This window comes from Pelagibacterium xiamenense (assembly GCF_021166475.1).
In the GTDB taxonomy this organism is placed as follows: Bacteria; Pseudomonadota; Alphaproteobacteria; order Rhizobiales; family Devosiaceae; genus Pelagibacterium; species Pelagibacterium xiamenense.
The window spans coordinates 1-19,202 of sequence record NZ_JAJOYS010000004.1 but is presented as its reverse complement, the minus strand read 5'-3'; the positions used below and the strand labels follow the sequence as shown (position 1 = coordinate 19,202).

At 63.3% G+C, this 19,202-nt stretch carries 16 protein-coding genes; 13 read left to right on the top strand and 3 right to left on the bottom strand.

What is annotated here, in order from left to right:
• Positions 1-44 precede the first annotated feature (44 nt).
• Genes LSG43_RS15220 through LSG43_RS15200 form a run of 5 tightly spaced genes read left to right on the top strand, consistent with a single transcriptional unit; the run spans position 45 to position 2,820 of the window.
• Positions 45-839, top strand: a complete 795-nt coding sequence (locus LSG43_RS15220) for a ComF family protein (RefSeq protein ID WP_231805749.1) — start codon at positions 45-47, stop codon at positions 837-839.
• Between the two features lie 27 nt (positions 840-866).
• Positions 867-1,130, top strand: coding sequence for a glutaredoxin 3 (grxC, locus tag LSG43_RS15215; protein ID WP_231805747.1), 264 nt, complete (start codon positions 867-869; stop codon positions 1,128-1,130).
• Positions 1,127-1,975, top strand: a complete 849-nt coding sequence (locus tag LSG43_RS15210; protein WP_231805745.1) for a carbon-nitrogen hydrolase family protein — start codon at positions 1,127-1,129, stop codon at positions 1,973-1,975. Before grxC ends, LSG43_RS15210 begins: the two co-directional genes overlap by 4 nt.
• Positions 1,976-2,002: 27 nt before the next feature.
• A complete protein-coding gene (locus LSG43_RS15205) occupies positions 2,003-2,431 on the top strand; it encodes a DUF1178 family protein (protein ID WP_231805743.1) in 429 nt (142 codons plus the stop codon).
• A 41-nt stretch (positions 2,432-2,472) separates the two neighbouring features.
• Entirely contained in the window at positions 2,473-2,820 is a 348-nt protein-coding gene (locus LSG43_RS15200; RefSeq protein ID WP_231806181.1) for a GNAT family N-acetyltransferase, read from the top strand.
• Here the strand turns inward: LSG43_RS15200 and ubiG are convergent.
• A complete protein-coding gene (gene ubiG / locus LSG43_RS15195) occupies positions 2,817-3,554 on the bottom strand; it encodes a bifunctional 2-polyprenyl-6-hydroxyphenol methylase/3-demethylubiquinol 3-O-methyltransferase UbiG (protein ID WP_231805741.1) in 738 nt (245 codons plus the stop codon). The genes LSG43_RS15200 and ubiG overlap by 4 nt on opposite strands.
• Before the next feature lie 165 nt (positions 3,555-3,719).
• Here ubiG and LSG43_RS15190 point away from each other — a divergent pair, with 165 nt between their 5' ends.
• The 7 genes from LSG43_RS15190 to LSG43_RS15160 all read left to right on the top strand — a co-directional run bounded on the left by LSG43_RS15190 (position 3,720) and on the right by LSG43_RS15160 (position 14,413).
• A complete protein-coding gene (locus LSG43_RS15190) occupies positions 3,720-4,979 on the top strand; it encodes an aspartate kinase (protein ID WP_231805739.1) in 1,260 nt (419 codons plus the stop codon).
• A 55-nt stretch (positions 4,980-5,034) separates the two neighbouring features.
• Positions 5,035-7,299, top strand: coding sequence for a phosphoenolpyruvate--protein phosphotransferase (gene ptsP / locus LSG43_RS15185; RefSeq protein WP_231805737.1), 2,265 nt, complete (start codon positions 5,035-5,037; stop codon positions 7,297-7,299).
• 31 nt (positions 7,300-7,330) lie between these two features.
• Positions 7,331-8,407: a peptide chain release factor 1 gene (gene prfA, locus LSG43_RS15180; protein WP_231805735.1), complete on the top strand. Its 1,077-nt coding sequence runs from the start codon at positions 7,331-7,333 to the stop codon at positions 8,405-8,407.
• Positions 8,407-9,285: a peptide chain release factor N(5)-glutamine methyltransferase gene (gene prmC / locus LSG43_RS15175; protein WP_231805733.1), complete on the top strand. Its 879-nt coding sequence runs from the start codon at positions 8,407-8,409 to the stop codon at positions 9,283-9,285. Before prfA ends, prmC begins: the two co-directional genes overlap by 1 nt.
• 410 nt (positions 9,286-9,695) lie before the next feature.
• Positions 9,696-10,349, top strand: coding sequence for a DUF4167 domain-containing protein (locus LSG43_RS15170; RefSeq protein ID WP_231805731.1), 654 nt, complete (start codon positions 9,696-9,698; stop codon positions 10,347-10,349).
• Between the two features lie 211 nt (positions 10,350-10,560).
• Positions 10,561-13,179: an ATP-dependent chaperone ClpB gene (clpB, locus tag LSG43_RS15165; protein ID WP_231805729.1), complete on the top strand. Its 2,619-nt coding sequence runs from the start codon at positions 10,561-10,563 to the stop codon at positions 13,177-13,179.
• Positions 13,180-13,324: 145 nt separating this feature from the next.
• Positions 13,325-14,413, top strand: a complete 1,089-nt coding sequence (locus tag LSG43_RS15160) for a transporter substrate-binding domain-containing protein (RefSeq protein ID WP_231805727.1) — start codon at positions 13,325-13,327, stop codon at positions 14,411-14,413.
• Positions 14,414-14,972: 559 nt separating this feature from the next.
• On the opposite strand, the gene chrA is transcribed toward LSG43_RS15160, so the two are convergent.
• On the bottom strand, positions 14,973-16,193 hold the full coding sequence (gene chrA, locus LSG43_RS15155; protein ID WP_231805725.1) for a chromate efflux transporter: 1,221 nt from the start codon (positions 16,191-16,193) through the stop codon (positions 14,973-14,975).
• 170 nt (positions 16,194-16,363) lie between these two features.
• On the opposite strand from chrA, the gene LSG43_RS15150 reads away from it, so the two are divergent.
• Positions 16,364-16,714 carry a VOC family protein gene (locus LSG43_RS15150; protein ID WP_231805723.1) on the top strand — a complete coding sequence of 117 codons (351 nt, stop codon included), beginning with the start codon at positions 16,364-16,366 and terminating at the stop codon, positions 16,712-16,714.
• On the opposite strand, the gene LSG43_RS16665 is transcribed toward LSG43_RS15150, so the two are convergent.
• On the bottom strand, positions 16,711-18,666 hold the full coding sequence (locus tag LSG43_RS16665) for a M23 family metallopeptidase (protein ID WP_231805721.1): 1,956 nt from the start codon (positions 18,664-18,666) through the stop codon (positions 16,711-16,713). The genes LSG43_RS15150 and LSG43_RS16665 overlap by 4 nt on opposite strands.
• Positions 18,667-19,202: the final 536 nt, after the last annotated feature.

Below are 19,202 nucleotides of genomic sequence, written 5' to 3'. Positions count from 1 at the left end.
TCGCGATTGGTCCCTGATCCTGGCCGTGTCAATAATGCGGTCTTATGGAGAGCGAAACGGGGCTTGTCAAAACCGGTTGGGCGCAGCGGCTCGTGCCTGCGTTGGGCGCAGCGGGCCGCTCTTTGCTCGACCAGGTGTTTCCCCCGATCTGTCTTGGCTGCGGGGTCGCCGTTGGAACGCCCGACGGGCTTTGTGCATCCTGCTGGGGCAAGCTTACGCCGATCTCGGCGCCGCTCTGTCCGGTCCTCGGGCTTCCCTTTGCCGCCGATCTCGGCGACGGCGCGGTCTCCGCGCAGGCGATCGCCGACCCGCCGCCGTTCGACCGTGCCCGTTCGGCGGTCGCTTATACCGACCTCGCACGTCAGCTCGTCTCGAGGATGAAATATGGCGACAGGCCCGAGATCGCTGTTTTCTGCGGGCGGATGATGGCGGCAGCGGGCTATGAGGTTCTTGGCGCCGATGCGGTGCTCGTCCCCGTGCCGTTGCATCCCGCGCGCCAGTTCGCGCGGCGGTACAACCAATCGACCGAACTGGCGCGCGCCATCGCGAGGCTTGCAAAGTGCCCGGTCAATACCGACCTTGTCATGCGGCACCGGCACACGAGCCGGCAGGTGGGTCTTAGCGCCCGCGAGCGCGCCCGGAATGTCGAGGGCGCCTTCCGCGTCAATCTCAAGGCGCTCCAACGGTTTGGCGGCAAGCGGGCGGTTCTCGTCGATGACGTCATGACCACCGGCGCAACAGCAAGGGCCCTTACCAAGGCGCTCAAACGGGCCGGGATCGCTCATGTGGACGTGCTGAGCTTCGCGCGCGTTGTTTTTGACGGGGAAATGACAATATAAACGTCCAATCGAAAGGATTGCCCAAGCATGAACAAGGTCGAAATCTACACAACCCCGACATGCCCCTATTGCCACGCCGCCAAGGCGCTTCTGGCCAAGAAGGGCGTCTCGTTCGAAGAGCGCACGGTCATCGATCCCGCGCTGCGCGAGGCCATGACCCAGCGCGCGCATGGACGCCGGACCGTGCCACAGATCTTCGTGGGGGAGACCCATGTGGGCGGCTATGACGATTTGGCGGCGCTCGAACGGCAAGGCAAGCTCGATCCGCTGATTGCGGGAACAGCCGCGTGAGTGAAGTGGTCCGCATCGCCGTTGCGCAGATGAATTCGGGCGTCGACCCGCAAACCAATCTCGCGACGATCGCGCATATCGCGCAGGGCGCAAAAACCTGCGGCGCGGACTATGTGCTGACGCCGGAGATGAGCGTCTTTTTCGCCGAGAACCGCGACATGCTCAAGGCGCGCGCGGAGCCGTTCGAAGGCAACAGCGCGATCGCGCAGCTTTCGCAGATCGCCAAAGAGCATGCGCTGCATCTGCATGTCGGCTCCATGGCGATAGCGCTCGACGGTGACCGGTTCGCCAACCGCTCATTGCTCTTTGCGCCCGACGGCACGCTTCAGGCCTATTACGACAAGATCCACCTCTTCGATGCGAATATTCCCGGCCAGCAGGCCTACCGCGAGAGCGCGACCTACCGGGGCGGCGAGACGGCGGTCGTGGCCCGGGCAGGGTCGTTCGAATTGGGGTTTTCGATATGCTATGATGTCCGCTTTGGGGCGCTCTATCGCGCGTTGGCGCAGGGCGGAGCCCAGGTGATCGCGGTGCCCGCGGCGTTTACGGTGCCGACCGGCGAAGCGCATTGGGAGGTGCTCCTGCGCGCCCGCGCCATTGAGACGGGGTGTTTCATCCTTGCCGCGGCGCAGGGCGGACAGCATGAAAACGGGCGGTCGACCTATGGCCATTCCATGGTCGTCGCACCGTGGGGCGAGGTGATCGCGCAGGCCGATGGCGACGCGGCTGGGCTCATCTTCGCCGATCTGGAGCTTGACCGGGTCGCCGAGGCGCGGCAAAGGGTGCCGCAGCTTGAAAACAGCCGGGACTTCACTCTCGGCGGAAGCAAGACGGCCGCGCAATAAGGCGCGGTACAAGAAGGGTATAGAAACGTGATCCAGTATTCGCTCGTTTGCGAAGCCAATCACAAGTTCGACGCCTGGTTCCGCAATGCGGAAGCCTACGAGGACCAGGCCGACAGGGGTATTCTGACCTGTCCGGTGTGCAACTCCACCAAGGTCGAAAAGGCGCTCATGGCGCCCGCGCTGTCGCGCGCTGCGGAAAGCGAAAAGGTATCGCTCTCCGCTGGCCATCCCGACCGGGCCAAGATGCTTGAGGCCATGCGGCAATTGCGCGCCAAACTCACCGCGGACGCCGACTATGTGGGCGACAAATTCGCCGAAGAAGCGCGCAAGATCCACTACAACGAAGCCGAAGAGCGCGGCATCTATGGCGAAGCCACGCGCGACGAAGTCTCCTCGCTCATCGAGGACGGCATCGACTTCATGCCGCTGCCACACGTCCCCGACGAGCATAATTGACGGCTACGCTGCGCACCGATCCGTTCCCGTCAGACGCGGATATGCGGTCTCTCTGGACGCGCGCGTGGGGCGATCCGGGGCCGGAGCGCTTTGCGCCGATCCTCAGGCGGAGCCTTGGTCATGTCGGCGCCTATGAGGGCGCGCTGCTCATCGGGTTCGTCAATATCGCCTGGGATGGCGGCATCCATGCCTTCATTCTCGACACCTGCGTCGATCCGGATTTCCGCCGGCAGGGGATTGCGACCCATCTCGTGAAGGCGGCCGAAACGGTGGCCCGGTCGCGCGGTGCACAGTGGCTGCACGTGGACTTCGAGCCGCACCTTGAAAGCCTCTACCGCGCCTGCGGTTTCCGGCCGACCGGGGCGGGGCTTATCGACCTGCGGGGCTAGGCGTCTTTCCCCAACAGCAGCATGTAGTTCACCGCCATATCCCGGCTCTTCCCCCACTGATCTTTCAGCGGGTTGAACGTCACTCCCGTCTTGTCGATCACGTGCATGCCGTTGCGCCGGGTGATCGAAGTGATCTCCTGGGGCGTCACCAGCTTTTCGTATTGGTGCGTGCCTTTGGGTAGCCAGCGCAGAACGTATTCGGCGCCGATGATGGCGAGCGCGTAGGCCCGCGCCGTGCGGTTGATCGTGGCGACGAACATCAGTCCACCCGGTTTGACGAGCCGGCAGCAGCTCTCAAGATAGAGCGAGACGTCCGAAACGTGCTCGACCACTTCCATATTCAGGACCACGTCGAACTGTTCACCTGCTTCCGCGAGGGCTTCGGCAGTGGTCGCGCGGTAGTCAATGTCGAGTCCCGCCTGTTCGGCGTGCAGTGCAGCGATCTTGACGTTCTTCTCGCCCGCATCGGCACCGACCACATCCGCGCCGAGCCGCGCCATCGGCTCGCACAAAAGTCCGCCGCCGCAACCGATATCGAGAAGGCGAAGGCCCTTGAACGGGTGCATGGCGCGTTCGTCCAGCCCGTAATGCGCGATGACCTTTTCGCGGATATAGGCCAGGCGGACCGGATTGAACTTGTGCAGAGGCCTGAATTTGCCTGTCGGGTCCCACCACTCGTCGGCCATCTTCTGGAATTTGCCGATCTCTTCGGGATTGATGGTGGTCGCGGTCATGATACGCACCTTGGTTCGAACCTTGTCCCTCACCTGCGCCCGGAGTGCGGCCAAGTCAAGCGCAGCGGTGCCGCAGCATATTGCTAAACCCGCTGCTTTGTGGCACTCACCGCCGCGAAAACCGTACGGTCCGTTACGGCAAGATAGAATCTCCAGGACGTCGTAATGGCGCGTATAGTCATGAAGTTCGGCGGCACTTCGGTCGCCAATATCGAACGCATCCGGCACGCGGCGCGCCACGTCAAACGTGAAGTCGACGCGGGCAACGAGGTCGCGGTGGTCGTTTCGGCCATGTCGGGAAAGACCAACGAACTGGTCAACTGGTGCACCGACGCCGCACCGATGCACGATACGCGCGAATACGACGCTGTCGTCGCGTCGGGCGAGCAGGTGACCGCGGGGCTCATGTCCATTGTCCTGCAGGATCTCGGCGTCCAGTCGCGCTCCTATGCGGGTTGGCAGGTGCCGATCCATACCGACGATACGCACGGTTCGGCGCGGATCACGGGCATCGACCCGCACAATCTCGACGAACGCATGAGCGATGGGTGGGTGCCGGTCGTCACGGGGTTCCAGGGCATTTCCGACAAAGGCCGCATCACTACGCTGGGGCGGGGCGGATCGGACACCTCGGCGGTCGCGGTGGCCGCGGCGGTCAAGGCCGACCGGTGTGACATCTATACCGACGTCGACGGCGTCTATACGACCGACCCCCGCATCGCGCCGCGGGCGCGCCGGCTCGAGCGGGTTTCGTTCGAGGAAATGCTCGAAATGGCGTCGCTGGGCGCCAAGGTGCTGCAGACCCGGTCGGTGGAATTGGCGATGGCGCAGGGCGTAAGGCTCGTCGTGCGGTCGAGTTTTGACGATCCGGACGCGGCAAACGCGCCGGGTTCGGACTGGGGCGCGACAGGCACCCTTGTCTGTGATGAGGATGAGATCATGGAAAAGCAGATCGTTTCAGGCGTCACGCTGGCCAAGGCCGAGGCCAAGGTCACCCTCCGGAAGGTGAAGGACCGGCCCGGCGTCGCCGCTGCCGTCTTCGGGCCGTTGGCGGACGCCCATATCGTCGTCGACATGATCGTGCAGAACATTTCGGACGACGGCGCGCATACCGACATCACCTTCACCATTCCCGACAGCGAATTCGACAAGGCGATGCGGGTTCTCAAAGCCGCGCCCGGGCTCGAATACGAATCGATTTCCGGTTCCAAGGGCGGGGCAAAGATTTCGGTGGTCGGCGTCGGCATGCGCAGCCACGCGGGTGTCGCGTCCTCGATGTTCAAGGCGCTCGCGGACAAGGGAATCAACATCCAGTTGATCACGACGTCCGAGATCAAGACCTCCGTCCTGATCGATGAAGAGTATGCGGAACTTGCAGTTCGCGCGCTCCATACCTATTACGGATTGGACAAGGCCGAGGACTAGTGTAACCCCGGCCTCAATGATTTCCAGCGGGACGGCGCATGGCGCCGGGGTAGTGATGGTCACAGCAATTGGCGGTCCGCGCATCTTGTTGCGCCAGTTGCGCGAAACCATGGCCGAACCGCTGGCCAGCCAGGAACGCCTCGACAAGATCGTCGATCTCATCGCCGACAACATGCGCGCGGACGTCTGCTCCTTCTACGTCCTGCGCGACGATGGCGCGCTTGAGCTTTTCGCGACGCACGGGCTCAAGCGCGACGCAGTTCACCTGACCACTTTGCGGTTGGGGGAGGGCCTTGTCGGTCTCATCGCGGCGGAAGCCGAGCCGCTCAGCCTCCAGAATGCGCCCGAGCATCCGGCCTTTGCCTATCGTCCGGAGACCGGAGAAGATCCGTTCTTCTCGTTTCTCGGCGTGCCCGTCCTGCGCGCCGGGCAGACCCTTGGGGTTCTGGTCGTCCAGAACCAGGACCGGCGCATCTATGGCGAGGACGAGACCGAGGCGCTGCTGACCACGGCGACGATCCTGGCGGAAATGATCTCGACCGCGGATTTCGACGCGCTCATCACGCCGGGCTCGGATATCGATTTGCGGCGCCCGCGCATGTTCGAGGGCGTCGGGTTTTCCGAAGGCATCGCCCTGGGGCAGGTCGTGCTGCACGACCCGCGCGTCGTCGTCACCAATTTCGTTGCCGACGATACGGACGCGGAAAAGGAGCGGCTCAACGAGGCGCTCAAGAAGATGCGCGTTTCGATCGACGACATGCTCAATTCCGGGGACATGCAGATCCCGTCCGACCATCGGGAAATTCTCGAAAGCTATCGCATGTTCGCCCACGACCGGGGGTGGGCGCGGCGGCTCGAGGAGGCGATCGACTCGGGGCTAACGGCGGAAGCTGCCGTCGAGCGCGTGCAAAACGACACACGCGCGCGCATGCTGCGCCAGACCGATCCTTACCTGCGCGACCGCTTGCACGATCTCGACGATCTCGCCAACCGTCTTTTGCGGATCCTGACCGGCGATGGCGGGGATTCGGGCAGGGACCTGCCCGACAATGCGATTCTGGTTGCGCGCAATATGGGCCCAGCCGAACTGCTCGAATACGACCGCACCAAGCTGCGCGGCGTTGTTCTTGAGGAAGGTGCGGCGACCGCGCATGTGGCGATTGTCGCGCGTTCGGTCGGGCTGGTCGCGGTAGGGCAGGCTGATTCCATCGTCTCGGTTTGCGAAAACGGCGACGATATTATCGTCGACGGGTTCAGCGGCCAGGTTCACGTTCGGCCCTCACCCGATCTCGAGGCGACCTATGCCGACAAGGTGCGGCTGTCGGCCAAGCGCCGCGCGCACTATGCGGCGCTGCGCGACAAGCCGGCAATCACCACGGACGGCGAGCCGATCACGCTGCTGCACAATTCCGGGCTGCTGGCCGACATGGACGCGCTCAAGGAAACGGGCGCGGACGGGATTGGTCTGTTCCGCACCGAATTGCAGTTCATGATCGCGTCAAAAATGCCGCGCATCAAGGATCAGGTGGAGCTTTATACGGAAGCCATCCGGCGTACGGAGGGAAAGCCGATCGTTTTCCGGCTGCTCGATATCGGCGGCGACAAGGTCGTGCCCTACATGCGTTCGATGGCCGAGGAAAACCCGGCCATGGGCTGGCGCAGCCTGCGGCTCGCGCTCGACCGGCCCGGGCTTTTGCGCACGCAGGTGCGCGCGCTTCTGCAGGCGGCCAATGGCGGCCCACTCAACATGCTCGTGCCGATGGTCACCGAGACCGTCGAATTCCTGAAGGTCAAGCGCGTGATCGAGCGCGAGGCCGCGCGCATGGGCAAACTTGGCATGCTTGCGCCCAACCCGCTCAAAATCGGCGCGATGATCGAGGTGCCCTCCGTCCTGTTCGAGCTCGACGAGCTTCTGCCCGAGACGGATTTCGTTTCGATCGGCTCGAACGACCTCATCCAGTTCCTCACTGCCGCCGACCGGGCCAATCCGCGCGTCGCGCGCAACTACGATCCCATCGCCCGCCCCCGATTGCGCGCGCTCAAGCAGATCGTCGACGCGGCGGCGCGGCACAACAAGCCGATCACCATGTGCGGCGAGCTTGCCGGCCGGCCCCTGGAGGCCCTGGCGCTGCTTGCCATCGGGATGACCCGGCTTTCGATGGGTGCCTCCTCGATCGGTCCGATCAAGGAAATGATCCTTGGGCTTGATCTCAACGCGCTAAGGGCCGATATGGAAGCCTTTCTGACGCATGGCGACAGGGCAACGACGGTGCGCGAGATCCTGATGGAGATCGCAGAACGCCAGAGGCTCTCGCTTTAGCGTCTCCTTCGAGCACTGTGGACCTGACCGAATGGCAAGATTGCCAAATGACAAGCTTGATGCGCTGGAGCGCCGTTTCGACGCTGTCGAGCACGGCATGTCGGCCAATCCGGACCCTGATGCCTATGTGCGCCTGTCCAAGGAATATGCCGAGCTCAATCCGGTCGTCGAGAAAATCCGCGTCTACAAACAGGCGCTCAGCGATCTGAAGGGCGCCGAGGAACTTTATGAATCGGGCGATTCGGAAATGGCCGATCTCGCCTATGAGGAGATGACCGAGCTCAAGGAAAAGATCGAAGGGCTGATCGGAGAAATCCGCATCCTTCTTTTGCCCAAGGATGCCGCCGACGAAAAGAACGCGATTCTCGAAGTGCGCGCCGGCACCGGCGGCGACGAGGCAGCGCTTTTCGCGGGCGATCTTTTCCGCATGTACCAGCGATACGCCGAATCCCAGGGCTGGCGTGTAACGCTCATGGAAGCGTCCGAGGGCGATGCAGGCGGCTACAAGGAAATCATCGCAACGATTTCGGGCAGCGGGGTTTTCGCCAGGCTCAAATACGAATCGGGGGTGCACCGCGTCCAGCGCGTGCCCGAGACCGAAGCGAGTGGACGTATCCATACGTCGGCGGCGACGGTTGCCGTCCTTCCCGAAGTCGAGGACATCGACATCGAAATTCGCCCCGAGGATATCCGGATCGACACCATGCGCTCTTCGGGCGCTGGCGGTCAGCACGTCAACACCACCGATTCGGCGGTGCGCATCACGCATATCCCCACCGGGATCGTCGTCACGTCATCGGAAAAGTCCCAGCACCAGAACCGCGCCACCGCGATGAAAGTGCTCCGTGCCAAGCTCTACGAAGAGCAGGAAACCAAGGCCTCCACCGAGCGGGCGGAAAGCCGCCGCGACCAGGTGGGATCGGGGGATCGTTCCGAGCGTATCAGGACCTACAATTTCCCGCAGGGACGCGTCACCGATCACCGGATCAACCTGACGCTCTACAAGCTGCCGCAGGTGATCGCAGGTGAAGCGCTCGGCGAGATCATCGACGCGCTGATCACCGAAAACCAGGCCGCGCAGCTGGCGGCGATGGAAGGCGGGGGATAATGGCGCGGCGCCCGACCATCGGGCAGGCCTGGCGCGCGGGGCGCGATCGACTTTCGGCGGCCGGACTTGAATCGCCGGCCCGCGATGCCCAAGTGTTGATGCGACACGTATTGGGGATCGACCAGACGCGTCTGATCCTTTCAGAACCAGATCCGATACCGGCCGAGGCCGCGCAGCGTTTCGACGATCTGATTGCGCGGCGAACGGCACGCGAGCCGGTCGCCCGCATCGTCGGGCGGCAGGAATTCTATGGGCTCTCTTTCGGGCTCAACGCCGCGACACTTGTGCCGCGGCCCGAGACTGAAATGCTCGTCGATTTCGGCATCGAACGGCTCAAGGACAAACCGGGTGCCCGCGTGCTCGACCTGGGCACCGGCACGGGCTGCATCCTTCTGGCGCTTCTGGCCAATCTGCCGGGGGCAGTCGGGGTCGGGATCGATCTTGCCGAGGCCGCCGCTACGCAGGCGCGGGAAAATGCGCTGGCGCTCGATGTGTCGGGGCGGGCCGCGATTCGCACTGGCGCATGGTTCGCGCCGGTAGCGGACGGCGAGCTGTTCGACCTGATCGTGTCGAACCCGCCCTATATCGCGACGGCGATACTCCGCACGCTGGAGAAAGACGTCAGGGACTACGATCCTGCGTTGGCGCTCGATGGAGGCGAGGATGGGCTCGGACCCTATCGCATCCTTGCTGCCGAAGCGGGGCGCTTTTTAGAACCGGGCGGCGCCGTCGCACTCGAGATCGGATTCGATCAGGGCGCTGCAGTCACCGGATTGTTGCAAGAAGCGGGTTTTGTGGATGTCACAGTCGAACGCGATCTCGCCGGACACGATCGGATGGTTACCGCGCGGCAGGAAAGTGCGGGGCGGCCCCGGTAAAGGCGGCAGATTCACGCAGGAGCGAAATTTTTCCTTGGAATGGGGGAGAGAAGCGGTTAGGTTGCCCTCGCTGACGCAGTGCCCAGCGCGCTGCGGTGGCATCCACCCTCACATTGGCGGCAAACGACATAGCCGGCAGGCGATACGGTTCAAGGCAGGGACCTATGCGCAGAACTTGGGTGGAGTGACCACACAGCCTTTTTGGGGAAGCCTGAGAGAGCGATCGGCACGGCGCAGGACCTTTGTCGGGTTTTGCGAACTTGGTGCCATGCGCAGCCGCAAGGACAATTCGCGGTACGCCCCATTGGGAGCGGTCCTGAGGAAGGTCGAAAACCCGTTTCCCTTCAGGACCGTGACAAAGAAGTTAGACCCGTACCGCATACCTACACGAAACGTGTTGAAGCGAGCAGATGAGACCAAACCAGCAGAACAACAAGCAGCGTTCGCGCGGCCGGAATAACGGTCGGCGCGGGGGCGGCAACAATCCCTTGTCGCGCAATTACGAAAGCAATGGTCCGGACGTGAAAATCCGTGGCAACGCTGCGCACATCGCCGAGAAATACGTCCAGCTCGCCCGTGACGCCACGGCGGCCGGAGACGGGGTGATGGCGGAGAACTATCTCCAGCACGCCGAACACTATTTCCGCATCATTCTGGCTGCGCAGGGCCAATATCAGCCGCGCACCGAACAGATGACCGACACGACGCCCGAGGACGACGAGGACACCGACGAGCAGGTGGCGCGCCAGAGCGAGACCGTCGCACGCGAGGACGAGCAGGCGGCTCAGACCAACGGCGCCGCGCAGGATAACGCCGAAGGCGAGCAGCGCCGTCCGCAGCGCCAGCGTCGTCAGCGTCGGCCCAAGTCAGAAGAAGCCACCGCCGAAAACGCGGAAGCGGAGGCCAAGCCTGCTGAGGCTGAAGAACCCGCTCAGGCAGCCAGCGACGAAGAAAAGCCCAAGCGTGCACGGCGTCCGCGCAAGAAGGCCGCTGAAGAGGCGTCCTCGGAGACGAGCGAACTGCCCGCTTTCCTCACCGCAGGTCGGGAGGCGGCCGCCGAGTAAACGCGGCGCACCAACGAAAACGCGAAAAAGGGCCGGGTTTCACTCCCGGCCCTTTTTCTTTCGCCGCCCGTGCCTATATCTCTTTTTGACTTCGATCAGTGCCGCCAAGCGGGCTGAGCGACATTTATATCCAATCCAACGCTTCGGGCGTCGCCGGGGCCGTGCCGGAAACGGGCGGCGGGGGACGCGCCAGACAAGGAGAGTTGAAGCGATGAATATCGAAAAATACACCGAGCGCACGCGCGGCTTCATCCAGAGTGCACAGCAGCTTGCCCTCGGGCGCGGCCACCAGCAATTCGTGCCGCTGCATATCCTTAAAGTCCTCGTCGACGACCCCGAAGGCATGGCCACGGGGCTGATCGAGCGCGCCGGCGGCAATGCGCAGGCCGTGCGCGCGGGCGTTGAGGAAGGGCTCAAGAAGATTCCTGCGGTATCGGGCGACAACGGCCAGATCTACCTCTCGCGCGAAGCGGCCCGCATCCTCGAAACCGCCGAAAGCGCCGCCGACAAGGCCGGTGACAGCTTCGTCACCGTCGAGCGGCTCCTGCTTGCCATGGTGATCGAAAAAGACACCGACGCGGGCAAGATCCTCGCTTCCGCCGGCGTCACCGCGAACGGGCTCAACGCGGCGATCAACGAAATCCGCAAGGGCCGCACTGCAGATTCGGCGAGCGCGGAAAACACCTATGAGGCGCTCAAGAAGTACGCCCGCGATCTCACGGGCGAGGCCCGCGACGGCAAGCTCGATCCGGTGATCGGCCGCGACGAGGAAATCCGCCGCGCCATCCAGGTGCTTTCGCGCCGCACCAAGAACAATCCCGTGCTGATCGGCGAACCGGGTGTCGGCAAGACCGCCATCGCCGAAGGCCTCGCGCTGCGCATCGTCAATGGCGACGTTCCCGAATCGCTCAAGAACAAGCAGCTCCTCGCGCTCGATCTGGGTGCGATGATCGCCGGCGCGAAATATCGCGGCGAGTTCGAGGAGCGGCTCAAGTCTGTGCTTTCGGAAATCACAGCCGCCAACGGTCAGATCATTCTCTTCATCGACGAGATGCACACCCTCGTGGGTGCCGGCAAGGCTGATGGCGCAATGGATGCCTCGAACCTTTTGAAGCCCGCGCTGGCGCGTGGTGAACTCCATTGCGTGGGCGCCACGACGCTCGACGAATATAAAAAACACGTCGAAAAGGATGCCGCGCTCGCCCGCCGGTTCCAACCGGTCTACGTCAACGAGCCGACGGTCGAGGACACCATTTCGATCCTGCGCGGGTTGAAGGAAAAGTACGAACTCCACCACGGTGTGCGGATTTCGGATTCCGCGCTCGTTTCCGCCGCGACGCTTTCGAACCGCTATATCACCAACCGCTTCCTGCCCGACAAGGCCATCGACCTGATGGACGAGGCCTCGGCGCGCCTGCGCATGGCGGTGGATTCGAAGCCCGAAGCGCTCGACGAGCTCGACCGGCGGATCATCCAGCTGAAGATCGAAAGAGAGGCGCTCAAGAAGGAGGACGACGAGGCGTCCAAATCCCGTCTCGCCAAGCTCGAAACCGAACTTGCGGGGCTGGAGGAAGAATCCGATGCGATGACGCATCGCTGGCTGGCGGAAAAAGAACGGCTCGCCGGCGGCACGAAACTCAAGGAGCAGCTCGACCAGGCGCGCACGGAGCTTGAGCTCGCCCAGCGCAAGGGCGATCTCGGCCGCGCGGGTGAGTTGGCCTATGGCGTTATTCCGGACCTTGAAAGGCGCATTGCAGACGCCGAGGCTGCCGAGGCGGACCGTACCGGTACGGAAATGGTCGAGGAGGTTGTCACCCCCAACCATATCGCCCAGGTCGTTTCGCGCTGGACCGGCGTTCCCGTCGACAAGATGCTCGAAGGCGAACGCGACAAGCTCCTGCGTATGGAAGAAGCGCTCGGCAAGCGTGTCATCGGGCAGGCCGAAGCCGTCGAGGCGGTGTCCCGCGCGGTGCGCCGGTCGCGTGCCGGGCTCCAGGATCCCAACCGGCCCATCGGCTCGTTCATGTTCCTCGGCCCCACGGGTGTCGGCAAGACCGAGCTGACGAAGGCACTGGCGCAGTTCCTTTTCGACGACGAGACGGCGATGGTCCGGCTCGATATGTCGGAATTCATGGAAAAGCACGCCGTTGCCCGCATGATTGGCGCGCCTCCGGGGTATGTCGGCTATGAGGAAGGCGGTGTTCTGACCGAGGCGGTCCGCCGCCGGCCCTATCAGGTGATCCTGCTCGATGAGATCGAAAAGGCGCACCCGGACGTCTTCAACGTTCTGCTGCAGGTGCTCGACGATGGACGTCTGACCGATGGGCAGGGCCATACGGTCGACTTCCGCAACACGGTCGTCATCATGACCTCGAACCTGGGCGCCGAATTCCTCGCCGCCCAGCCCGAGGGCGAACCCGTTGAACTCGTGCGCGGCAAGGTGCTCGACGCGGTCAAGCTCGCGTTCCGGCCCGAGTTCCTCAACCGCGTGGACGAAATCCTCCTGTTCCACCGGCTCGAACGCGGCCAGATGGGCGCGATCGTCGATATCCAGCTTCAGCGTCTGCAAAAGCTCCTCGACGCCCGCGACATCACCATCGAGGTGACCCCCGCGGCGCGCGACTGGCTGGCGAACGAAGGCTACGATTCGGCCTACGGCGCCCGGCCCCTGAAACGCGTCATCCAGCGCAGCGTGCAGGACGCGCTGGCCGAGAAGATGCTGGCGGGCGATGTTGCGGACGGCTCGGCCGTGCAAGTGGATGCCGGAGAGGACGGGCTGGTGATTTTGCCCGTTGTGACGGGTGAAGTCGTGGAGAACGCGGCGGAGTAAACGCTGCCTCGGCTGAGAATACGAAAAAGGCCCCGGAGACGGGGCCTTTTCATCATTCCAATGCGGCAGCGTTGGCACGCACGCCATGTTTGCATCCGACGCGATCATGAGGCTACCTTGCTGGCAAAGCTAGGGGGCTTGCTTCATGTCACGTTTCATCATCCGGGCCATTTTCGTTCGTTTTGCCGCCGCCTGTGCCGCTGTTCTGTTTATGGGGGCGGCGGTATCGGCACAGGACACGCTTACCGTCGGCGTATATGAAAGCCCGCCCTTCGTCATGGCCGAAGGGGACGGCTATGCCGGCATGGCAATCGACCTTTGGGAGGCAATTGCAGGAGAGCTCGGATATACCTCGCAATACCAGCGTTTCGATACCGTTGGCGCGCTCGTTGACGCGACGGCGGAAGGCCAGGTTGATGTCGCGGTCACCAATATGACTGTCACCGAGGATCGGGCGCGCCGGGTCGATTTCACGCAGCCCTGGTACGACGCGGGATTGCGACTCATGGTCGACACCGATCATGGGGGCGGGTTTTGGGGCGTTATCAACGGCCTCTACAATGCGGGCTATCTCACGGCCTATGCGTGGCTCGCTTTGGTTATCGTGATTGCGACCATCGGGTTCACGGTGTTCGATCGTCATTTCGACAAGGATTTTCCGCGCCGCTGGCGGGATGGCGTCGCCGAGAGTTTTTATACCGTCATGTCGGTGGTCACCTCGGGTCGTGCCCCCGCACGCAAGAATCTTTTCGGCTGGATCGGCCGCATTTGGCAGGCGTTGTGGCTTGTGACCGGTATCGCGGTTCTGGCCTATGTCACCTCGTCGGTGACGAGCGTCATGACCACACTGCAACTCACGGGGCGAATCAACGAGATCGCCGATCTGCCCGGCCATAGTGTCGGGGTTGCAGCGGGCAGCACGGCAGAGGAATTTGTCGACAACGCGCTGGTCCTGGCCAGGACTTTCAATGGCACCGCCGATTCGGTTGAGGCTCTCGTCTCCGGCCGGATCGATGCGGTGATCGGGGATGCGCCGGTTCTCGAGTACTACGCGCATACCCATCCCGATGTTGCGGTCGATGTCGTGGGCCCGATCTTTCAGCCGGAGAAATACGCCTTTGCCATGCCGCTCAGCAGCGCGCTCCGTCGCGCCGTCTCGGTTGAGGTTATCGGTGCGCTCGAGGACGGGCTTATTGAGGATATGCGCGAGGAATATTTCGGCGAAGCGTACTGAGCTGGATCGCGCGTTGGATAGAGAAAAGGGCAAAAAGGCACTGCCTTTTTCGTTCCGGCGCATAGCGTAAGCGACCGGGATCAGCGGCTCCTGAATGGTCCGAACGATAAGCGCGGGGAGCCGTTGCGGATGGCGATCTGGCCGTGAATTTTCATCGCGGCAGCTCTCGTAAGATGTTGTCCGGTTTGGCGTTCTGGCCGCCGATCGGAAAATTTATCCCCGGCGCTTGTAAGGTCCTTATCATGTTCATTACGGACCCGCTTTGATGGGCGCGAGCGCAACGAACGTTTGGGCGGGACCGGTCCGGGTCCGATGGGAGTCGTCCCAGCGGAGGTCCGAACGTCACCGAGGCCAGCCACAGCAATCCTGTGGTCACCGGGGAAACCTGGCGGGGATTGGCCCCAGCCCGAGCGGACGCCAAGCCAAAAATCCCGGATGTATGCGGCGAGGCGGGCCTCGCTATTTCATATTCAGTATGAGGCATCGTCTCGCCGCATACCGTCCACGCTGTTTGACACCGGGGCTTAAAGGCCGCCGGGCGTCTCGCCGTGCCCGGCTCCTAGATCCCGAACCAGCCCATGGCCGCCCCGCCGAGCGCCGCGACGATCACCACCACCCAGGGGGGTGACTTCCACGCCGTCAGCAGCACGAAGCAGGTGAGCGCCAGTGCGAAGTCCGCTGGTGCGGTCACCGCGCTCGTAAAAACCGGCGTATAAAGCGCTGCGCCCAGAATGCCGACGACGGCGGCGTTGGTGCCCGCCATCAGCGCGCGCGCCTGTGGTCGCGTGCGCAGGGCGTTCCAGAAGGGCAGCATGCCCACGAGCAGCAGGAACCCCGGCAAGAAGATCGCAACGAGCGCGATCAGTGCACCGGCGACCCCGTTGGGCGCAGGTTCGAGTACGGCGCCGAGATAGGCCGCAAAAGTGAAGAGCGGTCCCGGAACCGCCTGGGCGGCTCCGTAACCGGTCAGAAATTGGTCCGCACCCACCCAGCCCGGTTGTACCGTCGTCGCATCGAGCAGTGGCAACACCACGTGCCCGCCCCCGAAGACCAGCGCGCCTGCGCGGTAAAAGGCGTCGAAGACCGCGACCGCCTGACCGCTCGCCGCCAGGAGCGGGAGTCCGGCGAGCAAGGCCGCGAAGGCGGCAAGGCATATCGCGCCGGCGGTTTTCGAGACTGGGAAATGCACCACATCCTCGAGCGGTTTTTCCGGCGGGTCGATCAGCACAAGGCCGGCAAACGCGCCGAGGAGGATCGCTCCGATCTGGCCGAGGGCACCACCGGCGAAAATGACGACGAGCACTGCGCCAAGCGCAATTGTCGCGCGCTCGCGGTCCGGGCAGAGCGCCCGCGCCATGCCCCAGACGGCCTGCGCGACGATTGCGACCGCGACGATCTTGAGCCCGGCGATGATCCCGGTCCCGACCGGCCCAGAGAGCGCGCCCGCGCCGAAAGCGAAAACAACAAGCGCGATGGCTGAGGGAAGGGTGAACGCGGTCCAGGCCGCCGCCGCACCCAATGCGCCGCCGCGCAGAAGTCCCATCGCGAAACCGACCTGGCTCGAGGCCGGACCGGGCAGAAACTGGCAGAGCGCAACGAGGTCGGCATATCCCGCCTCGTCGATCCATTTGCGCCGCAGAACGAGTTCGTCGCGGAAATACCCAAGATGCGCGATGGGGCCGCCAAAGGAGGTGAGCCCGAGTTTCAGGAACGCGAGGAAGACTTCTCCAGCGCTGCCTGCGGACGCGTTCGCCGCCTCATCGGATTCTGCCTGGCTCATCGTTTCCCGCCCGCGATCGCATCGGTCCCTGCCTTGTCGGGCATGCCTGCGCCCGATGCAAGCGTTCGGACAGATTGTCATCGAAACTTCATGCGAAGATCGCCGAACGCCTCTTGCCAGGCGGTCGCGATGAGGTTAGAACAAAATAGGAACAAAAACGAGGGACGACCATGCCGGCCAAGCTCGACATCAACTATGTTGAATTTTCCAGCGCCGATATCGGTGCGAGCTGCAGCTTTTTCAAAAATGCCTTCGGCTGGACGTTCGCGGATTACGGGCCAAGCTATCAGGCAATCGAGAACGCCGGGCTCGATGGCGGCGTCGAACAGGCGAACGGCGCCATCACCGCGCCGCTCATCGTTCTTTACGCCGACGATCTCGACGCTGCCGAAGCGGCGGTGACGGCTGCCGGAGGGGAGATCACCAGGGCGCAATTCGATTTCCCCGGCGGGCGGCGGTTTCACTTCCGCGAGCCCGGCGGCAATCAGCTTGCGGTCTGGAGCGCGGCCAAGGCGGCCTAGTTCGCCGCGGCGATGGTGATGTCGGGCGAAGCGTCGCGGGCAATGAGTGCGCGGATCTGGGTGACGGTATTGTCGAACGCCGCCTGATATTGCTGCGGCAATGCATTGGCCCGTGGCAATTTCACCGCGAGCGGATCGACGGTGTTGCCGTTGATCTTGATTTCGTAATGCAGGTGCGGGCCGGTCGAGAGGCCGGTCGAGCCGACATAACCGATCACTTGCCCCTGAGTGACCGTCGTGCCTGGCGTGATGCCGTCGGCGATGGCGGACATGTGACCGTAGGCGGTCGCATAGCCGTTGGCGTGGCGAATTTCGACATAGCGGCCGTAGCCCGAGAGCCATTGCGCGCGTTCGATCACGCCATCGCCGCCGGCATAGATGGGGGTGCCGGTACGTGCCGCGAGGTCGATACCCGAATGCAGGCTGTAATTGCCGTAAACCGGGTGGTAGCGGTAGCCATAGCGCGAGCGCAGCGTCCCGCCACCCTCGAGCGGCCGGCGCACGAGGAACTGCTTTCCGGTTTCGCCTTCGGAATTGTAGAAGTCGACGACCCCGTCGTCGGTCCTGAAACGGAAGAGCTCGCGCACGGTGTTGCCGAGCTTGAGGCTGACATAGAGGAGGTCCCGATCGCTGTCTCCGGCCGTGCCTGAAAGCAGGATGGTCATCGTATCGCCGGGAGAGACGCGCCGGGTAAGATCGACGTCATAGGCAAACATTGCAGCGATACGGTCGATCGTTGAGTCGTCCAGGTCGTGCTTGCGGCCGGTCTCCCAGATCGAGCGGTAGATCGTGGGCAGGTTGGCGACGTTGACTTCCTCGGTATCTTCCTCGGGGAATGTGATGGTCGGCGGTTCGATCCCGAGCACATACTGGCCGCTGTCGGTCAGCGCCACGGTTACCCTGTGCGTGGTGTCGTTATATATGCTCATGCGGTAGGGGATGAGCGTATCGCTGCCGCGCTGGGGACCGAACAGGATGCGCAGCCGCATGCCGGCCGAAAGCACCGGGTCGGGAAAGACGTTGCGCATGGCGCGGGTCACCGCCGTCACCATTGGCTGGGTGAACCCGTTGCGCACCAGTTCGTCCGCGAGCGGCGTTTCCTCGTGAATTGTCACGATGCGCTCGGTGCGGGTCTGGTTGACCGTTTGGCCCGGCAGGCTCTTGGGCATCACCGTCACGTTTTCAGCGACGCTTGTTGAATTTTCCTCCGGTCCGATAATCTCAAGCTCGCGCAGGGCGCCGACATCGCCTGCAGCGGCATAACCCATCAGGACCGTTTCGTCGGCGGTATAGGCCCCCTCGACGCTCAACCGCACAAACTGGGCGGCCAGCGCGTCGTTGATCGCGCGGTGGGGTGTCGCGGTGAGGGGGAGTGCCGCCGTGCGCACGGTCACCTCGCCTTCGACGTCGGCGCCGTAAATGTCGGTGTTGACCAGATCGGCGGCGTCGGTCCTCATCGGTTCGTTGCGCGCAAGCAGGGCCACGGGGTCGTAGGTCGGAATGTCGGCCGACAACGCGGTTGCGGCGGTCGCAAGCGTCGCTTCGATGCGGGTGAAGGGCTGGCTGCGGATACGCGCCACGCCATCGACGGTTTCGCGAATGCTCGCCTCGATGACCTGGCGATCCGAAACGGTTTCGGTGACCGGTTTGAGCCGGCGGGTCTTGCTCACCAGAGAAGTCGGGTCGGCTGGCGCCATTTCGGGCACTTCGATCGCCAGGGCCTCATAGGGCGTGGAAAACGTATCCTCGCCCCGGAACGAAACCTGCAGGGCGGCTGCCATGAGCATGAAGGAGGTCAGTCCGGTCAGAATGGTTCCGGCGAGCCAGCCAAAGTTGATCTCGCGTCCCTGGGGTAGAGCGCCTTCGGAAGATTTTACCGTCAGCGCCGGCCCGTCCTCAAAGCCCGTTGCCTTGAGTAGAGCGGCATGGCGGTTGCGTTGGGCTGCGTTCACCGAAATCTTCCCGTGACCGGAACGGCCGTAATGTTCGTTTTGTTTAGGCGTATGACAGGGATGGACGGCGCACCCCTGGAAGTCAAGGCGCTATGCCCGGACCCCCGCGCACCGCACTCTCAATCCAATGGAGCTGATGGCCAATAAATGCGGCCAAACTTGGAAGCTTGGGACAGCAAGATCAGGGTGCTGCGCTAAGGGTTTTCCCGGGGGTGTCAAAAAAGAGTCATTTTCCGCGTCCGGCGGTGTTGACACCGGTCGGGGCTGCCCATATAACGCCGGAACTGCAGACGCGGTGGCGCCCTGAGTGCCCGGCGTCGTGACTTCAGGAAAAGGTGGCTTGGTCGGCCGGAAGCTTCCGGACGCAAGACACTGTTCTCTTGAAGCGACCTCTGGAACGCGGTTCGCGTTCGTTTTTTGACATTGTGGATTATGAGGAAAGGGAAACGTGGCCGGCGTCTGTTGGTTTTGCGGATCTGGCGTGCTGATGCATTTGTGTTGGTATGTTGGGTCGTTACGAGACAGGTTGATGGTGC